The sequence below is a fragment of the Variovorax monticola genome, assembly GCF_051216855.1.
In the GTDB taxonomy this organism is placed as follows: domain Bacteria; phylum Pseudomonadota; class Gammaproteobacteria; order Burkholderiales; family Burkholderiaceae_C; genus Variovorax.
Genome location: NZ_JBPJZP010000009.1, coordinates 155,142 through 174,086, shown reverse-complemented (window position 1 = coordinate 174,086; position 18,945 = coordinate 155,142). Strand labels below are relative to the sequence as shown.

7 protein-coding genes are annotated in these 18,945 nt (G+C 69.9%); 2 read left to right on the top strand and 5 right to left on the bottom strand.

Going from position 1 to position 18,945, the window contains the following annotated elements:
- Positions 1–70: 70 nt before the first annotated feature.
- The 5 genes from ACSFA5_RS30265 to ACSFA5_RS30245 form a co-directional block, all read right to left on the bottom strand.
- Positions 71–2,701, bottom strand: coding sequence for an AAA family ATPase (locus ACSFA5_RS30265; RefSeq protein ID WP_435447746.1), 2,631 nt, complete (start codon positions 2,699–2,701; stop codon positions 71–73).
- On the bottom strand, positions 2,698–3,822 hold the full coding sequence (locus ACSFA5_RS30260) for a metallophosphoesterase family protein (RefSeq protein WP_435447745.1): 1,125 nt from the start codon (positions 3,820–3,822) through the stop codon (positions 2,698–2,700). The genes ACSFA5_RS30265 and ACSFA5_RS30260 overlap by 4 nt, the downstream gene beginning before the upstream one ends.
- 106 nt (positions 3,823–3,928) lie before the next feature.
- Complete coding sequence (locus ACSFA5_RS30255) at positions 3,929–4,111, bottom strand: hypothetical protein (protein ID WP_435447744.1); 183 nt, start codon at positions 4,109–4,111, stop codon at positions 3,929–3,931.
- Positions 4,112–4,219: 108 nt separating this feature from the next.
- Positions 4,220–5,032, bottom strand: coding sequence for a peptidoglycan DD-metalloendopeptidase family protein (locus ACSFA5_RS30250; protein WP_435447743.1), 813 nt, complete (start codon positions 5,030–5,032; stop codon positions 4,220–4,222).
- Positions 5,033–5,133: 101 nt separating this feature from the next.
- Positions 5,134–5,940, bottom strand: a complete 807-nt coding sequence (locus ACSFA5_RS30245; RefSeq protein ID WP_435447742.1) for a class I SAM-dependent methyltransferase — start codon at positions 5,938–5,940, stop codon at positions 5,134–5,136.
- A 644-nt stretch (positions 5,941–6,584) separates the two neighbouring features.
- On the opposite strand from ACSFA5_RS30245, the gene ACSFA5_RS30240 reads away from it, so the two are divergent.
- Both ACSFA5_RS30240 and ACSFA5_RS30235 read left to right on the top strand, forming a co-directional pair.
- A complete protein-coding gene (locus tag ACSFA5_RS30240; protein ID WP_435447741.1) occupies positions 6,585–13,940 on the top strand; it encodes an amino acid adenylation domain-containing protein in 7,356 nt (2,451 codons plus the stop codon).
- On the top strand, positions 13,937–18,943 hold the full coding sequence (locus ACSFA5_RS30235; RefSeq protein WP_435447740.1) for an amino acid adenylation domain-containing protein: 5,007 nt from the start codon (positions 13,937–13,939) through the stop codon (positions 18,941–18,943). Before ACSFA5_RS30240 ends, ACSFA5_RS30235 begins: the two co-directional genes overlap by 4 nt.
- Positions 18,944–18,945: the final 2 nt, after the last annotated feature.

Sequence of the window (18,945 nt, the reverse complement as noted above, 5' to 3'; positions counted from 1 at the left end):
TGTTAAATAATAGATGGATGAAGTTGGCCAGATAAGCCGACCAGCCTTCCCCCTGGAAGGCTGTGAATCCCTACGGAATGCTCCTCGCCACCACCCCCAGGTCGCGCCAGGCCTCCGGATGACAGCTCAGGATCAGGATCTGGTGCCGCGTTGCCGCGTCGTACAGCACGCGCTTCATCTGTCCCAGGCGCTCTTCGTCGGTGTGCACCAGCGCGTCGTCCAGGATGAGCAAGGTCGGCTTGTGCGCCTCCTTCAGCAAGTCCGAATAAGCAAGGCGCGCCACGACGCCCATCTGTTCCCGCGCACCGACGCTGAGCTCTTCGAAAGCGCCGCTTTGCACGCCACGCACGCCATGCCGCGTGATGCGGCCCGGTGACAGGTCATCGCCGACTTCGACCTGCGCACCGGGAAACAGAATCTGCAGGTAGTGGTCAAGGTGCTTCTGCAAGGGTGCCCGCAGCCGACGCGCCAGCGCCGATCGCTTCTCGCGCAACAGCTTCAGCAGGTGGTCCAGCGCCTTGGCGTGGCGCTCGAGTTCGGTGCAGCGCCGCGTGGCGTGCTCGAGTTCGCGCTGCTTTTCCGACGCGATCTCTTCCTGGCCCAGCGCGCCTTTCGTTTCCAGTTCGACCTCGAGCCGCGTGATCTCGTTGGCCCGGGTGCCGTGCGCCGCTTCGGCCTGCTTGACGCTGCGCTCCAGCCGTTCCACGTCCTGCGCAAGCACCGGCAGGTTGACCGTCTGCAACTGCAGCGCGAGTTCGCTGGCCTTCTGCTCGATGGCAGATTGCTGCGCGAGCGCATCGGTCAAGGCCTCGCCGGCTTCGCGCTTGCGGCCGGCACGCATCGGGTCGGCCAGCGTCGTTCTGACTGCCGCCAGCTCGTCTTCGGCGGCCTTGACCTGTTCGCGCGCATGGCCAGCCTGCACCTTGGCCTCGTTGAGCGCCGAGGAGGCCGCCTCCAGCGCCGTGCGGGCAGCGCCCTCCTCCGACTCGGCCTGCCCGGCCGACGGCACCGGCGTGTCGGGTGCGGCGGGCATCGCCTGCAGCACCTCCTTTGCCTCGGCCAGCCGGGCTTCGCGCAACGCGACATCGGCGGCCAGTGCGCCCAGGCCCTTGGGCGCCAGCGCCGACAGCACGGCCTCCGCTGCATTGGCTTCGCCCTTTCGCAAGGCGTGCAGCCGCACGCGTTCCTCGGCGGCGGCCACGCTGTCCGCGCGCAGGGCTTGCAACTGCGTGGCCAGTTCGTCGCGGGCCCGGTCGCGCTCGACGCCCAGGCTGTCCAGGTCGGTGCCGCCCGGCAGCACCGTGATGCGCCCGACGCCTTCGATGTCGATCTCGGTCCGCGCAATGACGGTCTGGCGCGCCGAACCCGCCACGTCGACGCCGCCCACCCGAACCCGGGCGCCGGGCTGCAGATCGAACGCCAGCGCGGTCGACACCGCATCGAGCCGGGCCTGGGCCGTGCGCAGCAGGTCCGCGCTGCGGTGCAGGCGCTTCAGCTCGCCGTCGGGCACGGCCAGCGCGTGTGCGTCGGCCTGCAGGCGGGTGACTTTCTCCTGTTCGCCCTTGGCCTTGTCGAGGCTGTGCGCCAGCGCAGCAAGCTGCTCGGCCAGGCTGTCGGCCGTCTTTTGCTGCGCGATGCGCGACGCGGCCTGCCGCGCCAGCCGCAAGGTGTGGCGCGCGCCCGCATCCGCCTGCGCCGCGGCCGCATGGCGCGGCTCCCAGGCCTTCAGCTCGCCCAGTGCCTTCTCCAGGCCTTCCTTCACCGCCTGCAGGTTCTTTTCGCGCTGGCCGACGGTGGCTTCCTCGCGCTCCATCGCCTGCAGCTGCGTGCGCCACGAGCCCACCTGCGCCACGATCGGCTTGAGCGCCGCGTCCTGCGCCGCCTTGCGCTCGGCCAGGCCCTTGCCGTCGTTCAGCCGCTGCTGTGCCACGGCGAGCTGCTCGCGCAGCGCCACCCACGGCCGCGCCGCGTCGTCGCGCTGATGCTCCCGGCGCAGGCCCGACAGCCGATCGACACCCGCGCGATAGGCCTCGATGTCGGCATGCAGCCGGGCCAGCTCGGCCTCGAGCTCTGCGCGCAGTTTGAGCGCGTCCGCGAACGCGCCGCGCGGCGCGCCGCCGGCGGGCGTGAGCAGCTCGTTTCGCTCGGTCTCCACGGCTTTCAGCACGGCATCGCCGTGGCTGGAGGCCAGCTCGCCCAGCGATTCGCCGAGCGCGTTGCGCAGGTGGTCGCTGGCAAAGCCGACGGCGTTCGCAATGTCGTGCGAGGTGCCCTGCCTGATCCACAGCAGCCCCGGAATGCCCATGTGCTCCGGCGTGCTGGCGCCCTTGCCCGGAAAACGAAAGCCCAGCAGCGCCGCCAGGTGGTCTTCCGCCACGGCGCCGTCCATCGCCTTGCCGTCGATGACGAGTTCGCAGCGCTTCTTGCCGAGGAAGGCCTTGGTGAGCCTGCAGGGCTTGCCGTCGAGCTCGAAGTCGAGTTCCACCGTGGGCGTCGCCGAGCTTTCGCCCCAGGGCCTCAGGTGCTCGACCGCGCTGGACCGATGGCGCTCGAAGAACGCGGCGCGTATCGCCTCGGCGATGGTCGATTTGCCCGACTCGTTGGGCGCCGTGAACAGATTGAGCCCGTCCGTGAAGCCGTCGATTTCCAGCGGTGCGCGAAACAGCTTGAAGTTCTCGATGCGAAGGCGTTGCAGCTTCATGCGGCGGCCCCCGTGCGCGCACCTTGCGCGTCGAGGATGCGGGCCAGCGTGAGCAAGGCATCGCGGGCCAGTTCAGCTTCGGCGTCGCCTTGTTGCGCGCGCAGTTCCAGCAGCGCTTCACCGACGAACCCGTCGGCGTGCAGTGCCTGGATGTCTTCTTCCGTCGGCTCCAGCCGCAGGGCCTCGCCGTCCCACACCAATGCGCGGGCGCGGGCGCGCGCCGCATCGAGCGCGGCGCTCAGCCTGGCATGTCCGCCCAGGTCGCAGGTGCCCTGCGCACGCAGTTGAAGCACGTCGCCGCTGTCGACCGAAGCCAGCTTTTCAACCAGCGCGTCGACGTCGGACGCCACCGTGAGCCGCGGCTCCAGCTGCTGCCAGCCGAACTGGCCTGTGCGGATGGTTTCGACCTCCGGCACCGCCCCGACGCCCGCAATCGACACCCGCAGCGCCTGCCCCGAATCGTTGGCCCGGAAGCGGTCGGTCTCGGGCGTGCCCGCGTACCAGGTGCGCTCGTCGATCTGCCGCGTGCCGTGCCAGTCGCCCAGCGCGAGGTAGTCCAGACCGGCCTCCCCTGCCCGCCCCGCGGCAATCGGGTTGGCCGAATCGATGTCCTCGGACAGGATGCCCTGCACGCAACCGTGCGCCAGCCCGATGCGGGGCAACCCGCCGTCGCTGGGCGCCGCGGCAAACCAGTCGGTGAGGTCGCCATAGGTGTGGCGCTGCGTGAGCGGCGCGGGCAACAGCACGAACTTGCCGGCCACGGTGTGCGGCTTCGGCTCGAGGCAGCACACGACGTTCGGCGGTATCGCGCCCAGGCGCTGCGCACGGCGCCAGACCGATTCGCTGAGCGCCGAGTCGTGGTTGCCCGGAATCAGCAGCCACGGCCCGCTGAAGCCCTGCATGGCATTGAACATCCGCCGGATGGTCTTGTCGGACACGGTCTGCAGGTCGAACACGTCGCCCGCGACCAGCACGGCGTCGACCTTGCGTTCGGCCGCGATGCCGGCCAGCCGCTCGACCACCTTGAAGCGCGCCTCGAACAGCGCCGCGGCGTCGTCGGGCTCGAACTGCGAGAACACGCGGCCGATCTGCCAGTCCGCGGTATGGAGCAAAGAAATCATGCGTGGCCCTCCCTTTGCCTCTCGCGTCTTCTCGAAACAGCGAGCATCTTAGAGGGCCCGAGACCGTCACCCGCGGCGCCCGCCAGCATGGCGGTGCGCCGGCCTGTCAGCTCCGGGGTGCGGCCCCCGACGCGCACTCTTCCACCAGCGCGGCCGATTGCGTGACCTGCTCGGCGATCTGGTCCCTCATCGGCTGCCAGCTGCGGCTGAAGGGCGCCAGCAGGAACCATTGCGTCGTCAACGCCAAGCCGACGCCGCCAATGACAAACATCCAGTGCGTGAGTTCCATATAGCCCCCTTCTGACAGATCGAGGGCGAGAGTCTGCGCATTTCGCGGCCCTTGCGATATCACCAATTCGGGGGATATCTTTCGTCAGATGCGCCGGGGCCGCGACGTTCAGCGTGCCGTCAGGTACTGCCGCGGATCGACCGCGTTGCCGCGGTAGCGGATCTCGAAATGCAGCTTGCTCTTGCCGCCGTCGCTGCCGGCGCCGCCGATGTCCGCGATCTTCTGGCCCCGCTCCACGCGCTGCCCCTGCTTGACCATCACCGTGCGCAGGTTGGTATAGACCGACATGTACGAGCCGCCGTGGTCGACCATGACCACGCTGCCGTAGCCGCGCAGCATTTCCGTCACCGCGACCTTGCCCGCGCCGATCGACACCACCGCATCGCCCGGGTCGGCTGCGATGTCGATGCCTTTGTTGCTCGAGCCGTTGAAGCCCGCGGTCACCTGGCCCGGCGCGGGCCAGCCCCAGTCGGCGCGGCGGGATGCGGGCGGCGCGGCGGGTTCGGGCTCCCTGGCTTCCCGCGTCCGGGGCGGCCTTGCGCGTTCGCTGCCGGCGCCTTTTGCAGGTGGCGGTGCATCGGACGACACGCCCGCTGGCGCGCCCCCGGGCGGAACCACGCGCAGCACCTGCCCTGCCTCGAGCTTGTCGGGGTCCTGCAGGTTGCTCCAGCGCGCGATGTCGCCGGCCGAGCGACCGGTTTTCGACGCGATGCGGTACAGCGTGTCGCCCGGTTGCACCACGTACTCGCCGGGGCCCGCCACCGGCATCTTCGGCGACGTGGAGCAAGCCGCCAGCATCAATGCGGCGGCGAGCGCGATGCCCGCTCGCCAGTGCCGGCCCGTCCCGTGTGTCTTGTGCGCCCCACCGCTGCCTGTACCTGTGCCCGTGTCTGTATGGCTCGTCCCTGCTGTCACAACCACTGCTGAAGTCCTTGCTGGATGACCTGGATGGCGCGTCCCGTCTTGCGGGGCGCGTTCGAAGAATCCGGGGAGGCTACCAGCAGTCGCAGGCCGTCAGTCCGTCACCCCACGGCCGGGGCGTGGGCCGCCTTGTCCGCGGCCCCCTTGCGCGCGATGCACATCAGCGACAGCGCGCTGGCCGACGCGCCCGGATCGCGGCCCGACAGCGCATTGCCCACGCGGTATTTCCAGTGCGCGGGGCCGACCTGGCCCCTGAGCGCATCGGCACCGATCTGGTGGTTGTGCGGATGCACGCTGACCTGGAAGCCCAGCGGCTCCAGCGTCGACTTGAAGAATTCCCGGGTCACGCCGTCGCCCGGTCGGTGATGCACTTCGGTCTTCAGTCCCCATGACTGCTGGTTGCCGGTCTTGTGAAAACCGTGGCGCGTCATGCGGTAGATCCACAGCCGCGCGTCCCACATGAACTTGGCCAGCCCCTTGTAGTCCCAAGCGGTCAGCTGCGGGTCGTGGTCGGTGATCAACAGCCCGCCGGGCTTGACCAGCCGCGCGCCCTCCCGCAGCACCGCGTCCATGTCGTCGCAATGATGCAGCGAGGCATTGATGGCCACGATGTCCGCCACGCCGGCGCGAAACGGCGTGTGCGCCGCATCGGCCAGCACCGCCGTATAGCCCAGGCGCGAGGCCAGCTCCAGCGAACCCGCGGCCACGTCCACGCCGATCAGCAATTCGGGCTTGCCGCCCAGCGTGGCAAAGATGTTGCCCGGTCCGCATCCCAGGTCGATCACCGTCTTGCCGGTCCAGTCGCCGCCGGCGGCGAGCCAGCGGCTCCTGAAATGCGCGTCCCGATGGCAGAAGTCCAGGTACTCCTGCGCCCACCCCAAATTGCCGAAATAAGTGGCATTGGCCATCAGCGCTTCGGACTTGTTCGCTATATCCGATTCAAAGTAGAGATTAGAGCGCTGAAGAACTACGTCGGGTAATAGGATGTCGTCGAGCATTTTTATCCTCTATTGGATTGAATTCTTAAAAACGCCGCCCTGCCCGAAGTCTTTGCCGTTTTCCTGTCTTGTAAAGCGGTTTTTTATCCAGTTACAGAATTCTCAATTTGATAACTGCCCTGTTCATGGGCGATGTTTCATTTTGCGGGCACCACGCTCGTGCGTTTTACGCATGACTCCCAGTGAAACGCACGCACCAACCTCGTTATGTATGCAAACCATTGGGTAAGCCTGGTTTGCTCGCTTCTGCCCTGTGTATCTCCCCATGAGTACCCCGCCTCGGACGGCCCTTTCAGCACCTTGAAGCAACCGGAGTGACTGCTCTCTTTGGCTGAAACTCGCATCAGTTACCTTGTACGTGACAGTTCGGGTAGTACGTTTTAGAAATAACTTTGTCTGAATGTAACGTAGACCTAAAGACCACACTTTGCCTGAACCAAAGCTCCTAGGATTGCGTCAAGAAAAAGAGGTAGATCAATTTCTCAGGGCCAATTGAATGGGCGACATTTTCGCGCATCCGATTAATTCCATCGTATTTCTTATCCGGTGATTACATGGAAATTCAAACTGTTTCGACGGCGCACCGCACCGCACCAGATCTGCTTCTGGGCGAGCTCTTCGTGCCGCGCGTCAATTCAGGGACACCGGATGCCCCGCACGCGCGCCACGCCGGCTCGCTCTCGCTGAACCACTCACCGACCGCCGGCCTGCTGCCCGACACCCTGTTCGCCGGCGCCTGGCTGCTGCTGCAGTCGCGCTGGCTCGGAAGCCTCTGGCCCGTGCTGCACGAGGCTGGCAGCGCGCACCGGGGGTCCATCACCGTTGCCTACGACGCCACGCGCGCAGCAGGCGACTGGCTGAGCGAACTGGACCAGGCGAGGCGCGCCGCGCATGGATCGGCGCCAGCCGCGGACCAGCCCCACGCGCTCTGGCTGCGCCAGGACATGGGCGCTGCATATATGAGCGCCACGAGCGCCGACGCCGTGCTGCGCCTGCGCTTCGACGCCGCGCAGGCCTGCCTTCACGCCGATGCCGCAGCCAGCCTGATGGACGCCGACGCACTCGCCCCCCTGCTCGCCGCCCTGGCCGACACCGCCGCCGACCTGCAGGCGCGCCCCGGCGCCGCCCTGGGCGACATCCGCACCCTTGCGGGCGCCGACAGCGCCGACCAGCTGGCCGCGTGGAACACCGCCGTCTCGCCGCTGGACCGCTCGCTCACCGTCACCGGCATGTTCAGCCTGCAGGCCAAGGCCGCGCCGCATGCCGTCGCCCTTGCGGAAGGCGACATGCGGATGAGCTACGCCGAACTGGACACCCGCTCCGACGAGCTCGCCCACCGCCTGCAGCGCCTGGGCGTGCGCGGCGGCGACGCCGTGGGCCTGCTGCTCGACCGCTCGATGGCCGCCATCGTCGCGCTGCTTGGCATCCTGAAAGCGGGCGCGGCCTATGTGCCGGTGCCGACCGACTTTCCGGCCGAACGCATCGCCTACATGCTGGGCGAGGCGCGTGCACACCATGTGATGACGACGCAGGCGCACCACCACCTCGTGCCCACGGAGCGCGGCGAACACGCTGTTCTGCTGCTCGACGAATACGCCAACAAGGCAGAACGCAGTTCCTGGAATTTCCCGGCCATCGACGCCGAATCGGTGGCCTACGTCATGTACACCTCGGGCTCCACGGGCACGCCCAAGGGCATCGAGATCTGCCACCGCGCCATCCTGCGGCTGGTGGTCGGCGTGGACTACGTCGTGCTCGCCCCGGGGCGCGCCGTGCTGCACGCCGCGCCGCTGGGCTTCGACGCCGCCACGCTCGAGATCTGGGGCCCGCTGCTGAACGGCGGCTGCTGCGTGATCCACGAGGAGCGCGTGCCCACCGGCGCCGGCCTGGCGCGCGCCGTCGCGCGCCACGACGTGCACACCGCCTGGCTCACGGCGGCGCTCTTCAATGCCGTGGTCGACGACGACCCGGCCCACCTCGCGGGCCTGCGCCACCTGTTCACCGGCGGCGAAGCGCTCTCGGTGCCGCACGTGCGCCGCGCACAGGCCGCGCTGCCGGCACTCGCGCTCAGCAACGGCTACGGGCCCACCGAGTGCACCACCTTCGCGGCCACGCACCGCATCCCTTCCCCGCTGCCCGACGGCCTGCGCTCGGTGCCGCTCGGGCGGCCCATCAAGGACACCGTGCTGCGCGTGCTCAGCCCGTCGATGGCCTTGCTGCCCACCGGCTTCGTCGGCGAGCTCTGCATCGGCGGCCACGGCCTGGCGCGCGGCTACCTGCGCCAGCCCGAACTCAGCGCCGAGCGCTTCGTGCTCGATCCGTTCGGCGGGCCGGGCGAGCGCCTCTACCGCACCGGCGACCTCGCACGCTGGCTGGGCGACGGCACCCTCGAGTTCATCGGCCGGCGCGACGGCCAGGTCAAGATCCACGGCCACCGCATCGAGACCGGCGAGGTCGAGGCGGCCATCCTGGCCCACCCCGCCGTCCAGTCGTGCGCCGTTGTCGCGCGGCCCGACGGCAGCGGCGAGCTGCGCCTGGTGGCCTACCTCGTGGCACGCGGGCAGAAGGTGTCGTGGGACGCCCTGCGCACGCACCTTGCCGCCCGGCTGCCGGCTGCCCTGGTGCCCAGCGCCCAGGTGTGGCTCGCGCAACTGCCCGTCACACCCAACGGCAAGCTCGACCGCAAGGCCCTGCCCGAACCGGCCGCCGAGCGGCCCGACCTCGCCCAGCCTTTCGAGGAGGCGCACGACGCCGTCGAACAGCAGGTGTGCGACGCCTTCGCCCGCGCGCTGCGCATCGGCAAGGTCGGGCGCAACGACAACTTCTTCGACCTCGGCGGCGATTCGCTGCTGGTGCTGCAGGTGCTGGCCGACTTGCAGCGCGGCACCGGCATGGCGCTGTCGACCAATCTTTTCTTCCGCAATCCCACGCCAAAAGCAATGGGTGCGCGGATGCAGCCGGCGGACGACAAGCCCGCCACGGCCGCTGCGGCGGGGTTCCAAGCACAACCGACCGCAGCGGCCCCTTCTTCGGCAGCGGCGACGCGCCCGGGCACCGGCCTCGACGACGCCGTGGCGCTGATCGGCACCGCCGGGCGCTTTCCCGGCGCGGCCGACGTGGAGCAGTTCTGGGCCAACCTGGTGGCCGGGCGCGACACCATCAGCTTCTTCGACGACGCCACGCTCGACGCGGGCGTGAGCCAGGCGCTGCGCAGCGACGCCACCTATGTGCGCGCACGCGGCGTGATCGACGGCATCGAAGACTTCGACGCCGCCTTCTTCGGCATCGGCCCCAAGGAAGCGCAGCTGATGGACCCACAGCAGCGCGTGTTCCTGGAGATCTGCTGGGAATGCATCGAGCGCGCCGGCTACGTGCCCGACGCGGCACCCGGTCCGGTCGGTGTGTACGCCGGCATGTACAACGCCACCTACTTCCAGCGCCACGTGAGCACCCGGCCCGACCTGGTGGAGCCGGTGGGCGAGTTCCAGGTGATGCTGGCCAACGAGAAGGACTACATCACCACGCGCGTGGCCAACCGGCTCAACCTGACCGGCCCGGCCGTCAGCGTGCACACCGCCTGCTCGACCTCGCTGGTGGCCGTGGCCCAGGCCTTCCATGCGCTGCGCACGGGCCAGTGCTACATGGCGCTGGCCGGCGGCGCTTCGGTCACCTGCCCGCCGCGAAGCGGCTACCTCTACAACGAGGGCTCGATGCTCTCGCCCGACGGCCACACGCGCAGCTTCGACGCGCAGGCCCAGGGCACCGTGTTCAGCGACGGCGCGGCGGTGGTGCTGCTCAAGCGCCTGGCCGACGCGCAGGCCGACGGCGACACCATCTACGCCGTGCTGCGCAGCGCCGCGGTGAACAACGACGGCGGCGCCAAGGCCAGCTTCACGGCGCCCAGCGTCGACGGACAGGCCGCGGTGATCCGCGCCGCGCTGGCCGCGGCCGACATCGACGCGCGCAGCATCTCCTACGTGGAGGCGCACGGCACCGCCACGCCGATGGGCGACCCCATCGAGGTCGAGGCCCTGGCCGTGGCCTACGCCGAGCACACCGACGCGCGCGACTTCTGCACCCTCGGCTCGCTCAAGAGCAACGTCGGCCACATGGTCACGGCGGCCGGCGCGGCCGGGCTCATCAAGACCGCGCTGGCGCTGCACCACGAGGTGCTGCCACCGACCGTGCACTTCACTGCGCCGAACCCGGTGATCGATTTCGCCAGCACCCCCTTCCGCGTGAGCAACCAGCTGCAGCCCTGGCCGCGCGCCGACCTGCCGCGCCGCGCGGGCGTCAGCTCGTTCGGCGTGGGTGGCACCAACGCCCACGTCATCGTGGAAGAAGCACCGCCGCGCGCAGCCTCCCCTTTGGCCTTCGGCGACCAACTGCTGTCGCTGTCGGCCCGCTCCGAGGCCGCACTGGCGGTGGCCACCGAACAGCTCGCCGCGCACCTCGAAGCCGAGGCCGGCCTGCCGCTGGCCGACGTGGCGTACACGCTCGCCGTCGGCCGCAAGGCGCACGCATTCCGCCGCGTCGTCGTGGCCAGCGACACGGCCCAGGCCGTCGCTGCATTGCGCACGCCCGATTCGTCCTGGCGCGCCAGCGGCCGCACTGCCTCGCGCGCGCCGCAACTGGTGCTGATGTTCCCCGGCCAGGGCGCGCAGTACGCCGGCATGGGCCGGCACCTGCATGCCGCCGACCCGGTGTTCGCCGCCGCCTTCGACGACTGCATGAACGCCTTCGAAGGCGCGGTCGACTTCGACCTGCGCGCGCGCATGTTTTCCAGCGACCCGCAATCGCTGGCGCCCACCGCCGCCACGCAGCCCGCCATCTTCGCGCTCGAATATGCGCTGGCCCGGCGCGTGCTGTCGCTGGGCGCGCGCCCGCAGGCGCTCATCGGCCACAGCGTGGGCGAGTTCGTCGCGGCGGTGCTCGCCGGCGTGATGCGCCTCGAAGACGCCGCGCAACTCGTGGCCCGGCGCGGTGCGCTCATGCAGGCCCAGCCGCCCGGCGCCATGCTGTCGGTGCGCCTGGGCGCGGCCGAGTTGCAGGGCCGGCTCGGCCCGCTGCTGTCGCTCGCCGCAGAGAACGGCCCCACCGCCTGCGTGGCCGCCGGCCCCTTCGATGCCATCGCGGCGCTGCAGGCAGCGCTGGAAGCCGACGGCATTGCCAGCCGCGCGCTGCAGACCTCGCACGCCTTCCACTCCGCCATGATGGACGCGGCCGTCGCGCCCTTCGAGGCGCTGGTGAACGGCGTGGCGCTGCATGCGCCGCACACGCCGATTTTCTCGACCATGACCGGCCGCCTGCTCGAAGGCGCCGAGGCCACCAGCGCCACCTATTGGGCGCGGCACCTGCGCGGCACGGTGCATTTTTCGCCTGCGGTGCGCAGTGCCATGGCGCAGCTGGCGAACCCGCTGTTCGTGGAAGCCGGCCCGCGCAACATGCTCAGCACGCTGGTGCGCCAGCACGGCGCCAGCGGCGTCGTGTCGTTGCTGCACGGCGAGCCGGCCGACGAGGCCCGCACCCTGCACCTGGCCCTCGGGCGCCTGTGGACCTGCGGCGCCGACGTCGAGATGTCACGCCTGTGCGCACGCGCCGGCGCACAACGCGTTCGCCTGCCCACCACGCCGTTCGAGCGCAAGCGCTTCTGGGTCGACATCGCTGCAGTCCCTGCCACAGGGACGCCTTTCACCGCGAGCGCGCCCGCCGCCGCCACGGCCCCCGTTCCTGCTTCTTCCATTCCAACCATTCCATCGGAGCCGATCGTGACTGCTACGCCTTCGCCACAACCTTCTGCCGCCTCGTCCGTGGATGCGCGCCTGCGCACGCTGTTCGAAGACATCTCCGGCCTCGACATGGCGCAGGCCGAAGGGCACGCCCCCTTCGGCGAACTGGGACTGGATTCGCTCACGCTGACCCAGGCCGCCACGCAGATCAAGAAGCACTTCAAGGTCAACCTCAGCTTTCGCCAGCTGATGGAAACCTACCGCAGCTTCGACACGCTCGGCGCCTTCCTGCGCGCCAGCCTGCCGCCTGAAGCCGTAGCGGCGGTCGCTGCCGCGCCTGCACCGGTTGCCGCGCCCTCGGCCGTTGCCGTGCAGCAGCCGATGGCCCTGCCGGTCTACACGCCGATGCAAGCGGGCGTTTCGGCTGGCGGTCCGTTGAATCAACTGATTTCGCAGCAAATGGAATTGATGCGCCAGCAGCTCGCACTGCTGTCGGGAACGGCGCAACCCGTGCCTGCGACGGCGCCGCAGCCCGAACCCGCGCCCCAGCCGTCGACACCCGAACCCGTGGCTGTCGCCGCCCCGGCTGCCCTCGACGACGACGCGCTGGCCAAGGAACCCGTGCGCTACGACGTGAAGAAGGCCTTCGGCGCCATCGCCCGCATCCACACGCAGCGCACCAGCGAGCCCAGCGGCCGCCAGAAGGCGCGCCTGGCGGCCTTCATGCGCCGCTACGTGGAGCGCACGCAAAAGAGCAAGCAGTTCACCGAAGCCAATCGCACGCACATGGCCGACCCGCGCGTGGTCAACGGCTTCCGCCCGGTGACCAAGGAGATCACCTACCAGATCGTCATCGAGCGCTCCAAGGGCTCGAAGATGTGGGACCTCGACGGCAACGAGTACGTCGACGCGCTCAACGGCTTCGGCATGAACATGTTCGGCTGGCAGCCCGAGTTCGTGCAGGACGCCGTGCGCAAGCAGCTCGACGCGGGCTACGAAATCGGCCCGCAGCACCCGCTGGCGGCGGAGGTCACGGCGCTGATCTGCGAGCTCACCGGCAGCGACCGCGCCGGCCTGTGCAACACCGGCTCGGAGGCCGTGATGGCCGCGCTGCGCATCGCGCGCACGGTCACCGGCCGCAGCACGGTGGTGGTGTTCACCGGCTCCTACCACGGCACCTTCGACGAGGTGCTGGTGCGCGCGGGCAAGGCCGGCAAGGGCCTGTCGGCCGCGCCGGGCGTGATGAGCGGCATGTTCGGCGACATCCGCGTGCTCGACTACGGCACGCCCGAGGCGCTGGCCTTCATTCGCGAGAACGCCGACGACCTGGCCGCCGTGCTGGCCGAGCCGGTGCAGAGCCGCCGGCCCGACTTCCAGCCGCGCGAGTTCCTGCACGAGGTGCGCGCCATCACCGAGCAGCACGGCTGCGCGCTCATCTTCGACGAGGTCATCACCGGCTTTCGCGTGGGCCTGGGCGGCGCGCAGGAGCTGTTCGGCGTGCGCGCCGACCTGGCCACCTACGGCAAGGTCATCGGCGGCGGCTTCCCGGTGGGCGTGATCGCCGGCAAGCGCGAGTTCATGGACGCGCTCGACGGCGGCCCCTGGCAGTACGGCGACGACTCCATTCCCGGCGTGGGCGTGACCTACTTCGCCGGCACCTTCGTGCGCCACCCGCTCGCGCTGGCCGCGGCCAAGGCCTCGCTCACGCACCTGAAGGAAGCCGGTCCCGCGCTGCAGGCCGGCCTTAACGCCACCACCGCCGCCATGGCTGCGGAACTCTCGGGCTGGTGCAAGGAGGTGGGCGCCCCCATCGCGATCCGCCATTTCGCGTCGCTGTGGCGCGTGAGCTGGCTCGAAGACCACCCGCTGCAGGACCTGCTGTTCGCCATGATGCGCAGCCGCGGCGTGCACATCCTGGACAACTTCCCGTGCTTCCTCACGAGCGCGCACACCGCACAGGACATCGTCTTCATCCAGCGTGCCTTCAAGGAATCGGTGGACGAGATGCAGGAGTCGGGCTTCCTGCCGCGCCGCGCCGCCGTGGTCACCGGCTTCGACCCGCGCAAACCTGCCGAAGAAGGCTCGGTGCTGGGCCGCGACGTCGACGGCCAGCCCTTCTGGTACGTGCCCGACACCTCCTCCCCCAGTCACCACCTCCTCAACGGAAAGGCCGCCGCATGAACGCCGTTCTCAAACCCACCGCTGTCGGTGACGCCATCGAATGCATCGTTGCGACCACGGAATCGCAACGTGAGGTGTGGCTCGGCGCCACGCTGAGCACCGAGGCCTCGATGGCCTACAACGAATCGGTTCTGCTGCGCCTGCGCGGCCCGCTCGAGCGCGAAGCGATGTCGCGCGCCATGACGCTGCTGGTCGAGCGGCACCAGTCGCTGCGCGCCACCATCTCGCCGGACGGCACCTGCATGCTGGTCAGCCAGCCCGGAGAGGAACCGCTGCGCCAGGAAGACCTGAGCGGGCTCGAGCCCGAAGCCCGCGCACGCGCCCTGCGCACGGCCCACGCAGCGGCGGTGTGCACGCCTTTCTCGCTGGAACACGGCCCGCTGTTTCGCGCCGTGCTGTTCCAGCTGGGCGACACCGAGCATGAACTCGTCATGTCGGCGCACCACGTGGTGTGCGACGGCTGGTCCTGGGCGGTCATCACCGAGCAGCTGGGCCACCTGTATGCGCAGGAGACCGGCGTCGGTCTGAAGCTCAAGGCCGCGCCCCTGTTCGCAGACTTTTCGGCCGAGGAAAGCACCGAGGCCGCGCTTCCCGCCATGCAGGCGCACGTGGACTACTGGCTGGAGCGCTTCTCGGGCAGTTCGCTGCCGGTGCTGGAGCTTCCGCTGGACCATCCGCGCCCGGCCACGCGCACCTTCAATTCGCGCCGCGCCGAGCGCCTGCTCGACCGCCGCCTGGTCAGCGCCCTGCGCACCACCAGCACCCGGGCCGGCGTGAGCCTGTTCACCGGCCTGCTCAGCGGCTTCGTGGCCACGCTGCACCGCCTCACGGGGCAGGACGACATCGTGGTCGGCATTCCGGCTTCGGGCCAGCTCGCGCACGACATGCCCGGGCTGGTCGGCCACTGCGTGAACCTGCTGCCGCTGCGCCTGGCCGCCGGGGCCGACCTGCGCTTCGATGCGCTGATGGAGGAATGCAGCACCGCCGTGCTCGACGCCTTCGACCACCAGGCGCTCACCTACGGCGCGCTGCTGGGCGAGCTGTCGCTGGAGCGCGACGCGAGCCGGCTGCCGCTGGTGAGCGTGGCTTTCAACGTCGACCCCGACGTGGCCGCCAGCGCGCAGTCGTTCCCGGGCCTCGAGGTCACGCAGGACACCATCGCGCGCCAGTACGAGAACTTCGAGATCTTCCTGAACCTGCGCCCGCTGGACGGCGGCCTGCAGATCGAAGCGCAATACAACACCGACCTGTTCGACGACGTCAGCGTGCAGCGCTGGATGGACATGTTCGAGTGCGTGCTCCAGTCGGCCGCCCACAACCCGGGCGAGACCATCGGCCGCCTGGAGGTGCTGTCCGCCGAAGGCGCGCGTGCGCTGGTTGCGCTGCAGCCTGCGCGCGTGCCGCTGGAAGGCGCACCGCTGGCGCACGCCGGCTTCATGGCGCGCGTGCTGCTGCAGCCCGACCACCCGGCGGTGCGAGACGGCGCGCGAAGCTGCAGCTACCGCGAACTCGACGTGCTGTCCAACCGCCTGGCGCACGCCTTGCGCGCGCGTGGCGTGCGCCGCGGCCAGCATGTGGGCCTGTGCCTGGAGCGCAGCATGGAGATGGTCGTCGCGATGATGGGCATCCTGAAGGCGGGCGCGTCCTATGTGCCGCTCGATCCCGCATTCCCGCAGGCACGGCTGGACTACTACGCGAGCGACGCCAAGCTCGGCCTGCTGCTCACCACCTCCGACATCGCGGCCGCGCCGCGCGACTGGCGTGCCGATGCGGGCGAGCGCATCTTCGAGATCGACCGCGACACCGCCTGGCGCCAAGCCAGCGCCGAGGCCCTGGCACCGAGCGCCGACGACGCGGGGCCCGACGACGCCTCGTACGTGATCTACACCTCCGGCTCCACCGGCCTGCCCAAGGGCGTCATCGCCCATCACCGGGGCGTGGCCCACCTGCTGCAGTGGATGCAGCGGCAATCGGGCCTGAGCCCCGACGACCGCATTGCGGCGGTGACCACCCTGTCGTTCGACATGGCCGTGCCCGACCTGCTGCTGCCGCTGGCGGCCGGCGCCGAGCTGGTGGTGGTGCAGCGCGAGGTCGCCATGGACGGCAACCGCCTGTCGAAGATGCTCGACGACGAAAAGATCACGCTGCTGCAAGCCACCCCCGGCATGTGGCAACTGCTGATGGACGCCCAGTGGCGCGGCGCTCCCGGCTTTCGCGGCTGGACCGGCGGCGAAGCGCTGCGCCCCAGCCTTGCGCTGGCGCTGTGCGAGCGCATGGAAGGCCTGTGGAACGGCTACGGCCCGACCGAGACCACCGTGTATTCCACGGCCTGGCGCGTTCGCCCCGAAGAGATCGCGTCGCGCGGCGTGTCGATCGGACAGCCCGTGGACAACACCGAGATCTGGATCCTGGACGCCAACCTGCAGCCCTGCCCCGTGGGCGTGCCGGGAGAAATCTGCATCGCCGGCGAGGGCGTGTCGCTGGGCTACCTCGACCGGCCCGAGCTCACCGCGGAGCGCTTCGTCACGGTGCGCGTGCTGGGCACCGCGAAGAAGATGTACCGCTCCGGCGACCGCGGCCGCTGGCGCAACGACGGGCTGCTCGACCACCTCGGGCGGCTCGACTTCCAGGTCAAGGTGCGCGGCTACCGCATCGAGCCCGGCGAGATCGAGGTGCGCTGCACCGAGGTGCCGGGCGTCTCGCGCAGCGTGGTCGTGGCCCGCGAAGACAACCCCGGCGACGTGCGCCTGGTGGCCTACCTGGCGCTCACGCCGGGCGCCAGCTTCGACCTCGACGCGCTGATGGTGCACCTGCGCAAGCACCTGCCGGCCTTCATGCTGCCGCAGCACGTGGTGACGCTCGCCGCCCTGCCCTGCCTGGCCAACGGCAAGGTGGACCGGGTCGCGCTGCCGCCGCCGCAGGCCGCGTCGCGCGACGAGGTGCGCCGCGGCGCGGCCCCGCGCAACGACCATGAGCGCAAGGTGCTCGCCGCCATGGAGAAGGTGCTGAGCCTGCCCGGGCTGGACATGCACGACGACTTCTTCACCATGGGCGGCCACTCGCTGCTGGCCGCGCGCCTCACCACGCTGCTGAGCCGCGAGTTCCAGGTCACGCTGCCGCTGCGCTCGCTGTTCGAGGCCCCCACGGCGCAGAAGCTGGCGGTGGTGATCCAGGGCCTGCAAGGCGCGGGCGTCGGCCTGGAGGCGCCCATCGGCTTGGCCGCCGGGCGCGGCAGCGCACCGCTCACGCTGCCGCAGGAACGCATCCGCTTCATGGAAGAGCTGCACCCGGGCCGCTCGGTCTACAACGCGCCGTCGGCGCAGCGCCTGGTCGGACAACTCGACGCGCAGCGCTTCGAGGCTGCGCTGCGCGAAATGATCCAGCGCCAGCCGTCGCTGCGCACCCGCATGGGCACCGACCCACAGGCCGGCAAGCCGCTGCAGCTGATTGCGCAGTCCGTGGAATTCTCCCTGCCGCTGGTCGACCTGCGCGGCCTGCCGGCCGACCAGCGCGAGGCCGAACTGGCCGAGCGCATGCAGGAGCTGGCCGACCGCCCCATCGACATCCACAAGGCGCCGATGGCCCACGCCACGCTGTTCCAGCTGGACGACAACGAGCATGTGTTCATGTTCGTGCCGCACCACCTGGTGTGGGACGGCTGGTCTTTCGACCTGCTGCAGAACGAGCTGTCGGCACTGTACGACGCGGCCGAGCGCGGCCGCCCGCACAACCTGCCGGCGCTCGCCACCACCTACGGCGACTACGCCGAGTGGCTCGCGACGTGGATGGACAGCCCCGCTTGCGAGGCGCAGGTCGAGTTCTGGCGCCGCCGGCTCGACGGTGCCAGGGCCGCACGCATGCCCCGCACCGACATGCCGCGCCGCGCGGGCAAGAGCGGCCAGGGCGGCGCGCACTGGATCACCATCGACCTGCAGACCACGCAGCGCCTGCGCGAGATTGCGCGCGACATGGACGTCACGCTCAGCATGCTGACCTTCGGCGTGTACGCGCTGACCATGGCGCGGGTGATCGGCACCGACAGCATCGTCATCGCCAACCCGGTGCGCGGGCGCCAGCAGGCCGAGACCGAAGACGTGATGGGCTTCTTCAACAACGTGCTGCCGGTGTCGCTCGCCGTCGACCTGGCGCGCCCGCTGCCCGAGTTCATGCGCTACGTGAAGCAGGAGCTGCTGTCGATGATGAACAACCAGCAGGTGCCGTTCGAGCGCCTGATGGCCGAGCCGGGCTATGCCAGCCAGATCAAGACCTCGGGCCCCTACCAGGCGATGTTCTCGTTCCAGGACGCCCGCGAGCGCGCCCGCTCCATCGGCAGCCTGCAGACCCGCCAGGTGCACGTGATGCAGCACGGCGCCACCGACGACATCGGCGTGTGGCTGATGGACAAGCCCTTCGGCCTGGAAGGCTCGCTGATCTACAACGCCGACGTGTACCTGCGCGAGACCGGCGCGCAGCTGCGCGAGCGCTACCTCGAAGTGCTGCGCCGCGTGGTGGAAGACCCGCACGCCACGCTGGCCGACATCGCGAGCGCCGAAGGCTCGACCAGCGCGGCCTACTTGCGCAAGATGGCGGCCGTCGAGCCCGACAAGGCAGACAAGGGCCTGCAGGCACCCGCGGCCGAAAGCGCGCAGCGCAAGGCCAGCCAGAGCCTGATGAACCCCGAGCACGCGCCGCTCGCCCAGATCTGGGCCGGCGTGATCGGGATCGACGTGGACGACATCCGCGCCAGCGACAACTTCTTCGACCTCGGCGGCGACTCGCTGCTGGTGCTGCGCGCGGTGCAGCAGGCGGCGCAGACGCTGGGCCACCGCGTGGAGCCGCGCCGCTACCTGTTCGAGAACCTCGGGCAGATCGCCTCCTCGCCGCGCAGCGCGCCCGAAGGCGTGCCGTCCGACCTCGCCGAGCTGACGTCGGGCACTGTGGCCAACGCGCAGCGCGGCGGCCTGCTCAGCCGCACCTTCGGCGGCTGGCTGCGCAAGGGCTGATC

Coding starts and splice junctions, on each gene's coding strand:
- ACSFA5_RS30265 (WP_435447746.1), bottom strand. CDS start 2,701: ATGAAGCTGCAACGCCTTCGCATCGAGAACTTCAAGCTGTTTCGCGCA.
- ACSFA5_RS30255 (WP_435447744.1), bottom strand. CDS start 4,111: ATGGAACTCACGCACTGGATGTTTGTCATTGGCGGCGTCGGCTTGGCG.
- ACSFA5_RS30235 (WP_435447740.1), top strand. CDS start 13,937: ATGAACGCCGTTCTCAAACCCACCGCTGTCGGTGACGCCATCGAATGC.
- ACSFA5_RS30245 (WP_435447742.1), bottom strand. CDS start 5,940: ATGGCCAATGCCACTTATTTCGGCAATTTGGGGTGGGCGCAGGAGTAC.
- ACSFA5_RS30240 (WP_435447741.1), top strand. CDS start 6,585: ATGGAAATTCAAACTGTTTCGACGGCGCACCGCACCGCACCAGATCTG.
- ACSFA5_RS30260 (WP_435447745.1), bottom strand. CDS start 3,822: ATGATTTCTTTGCTCCATACCGCGGACTGGCAGATCGGCCGCGTGTTC.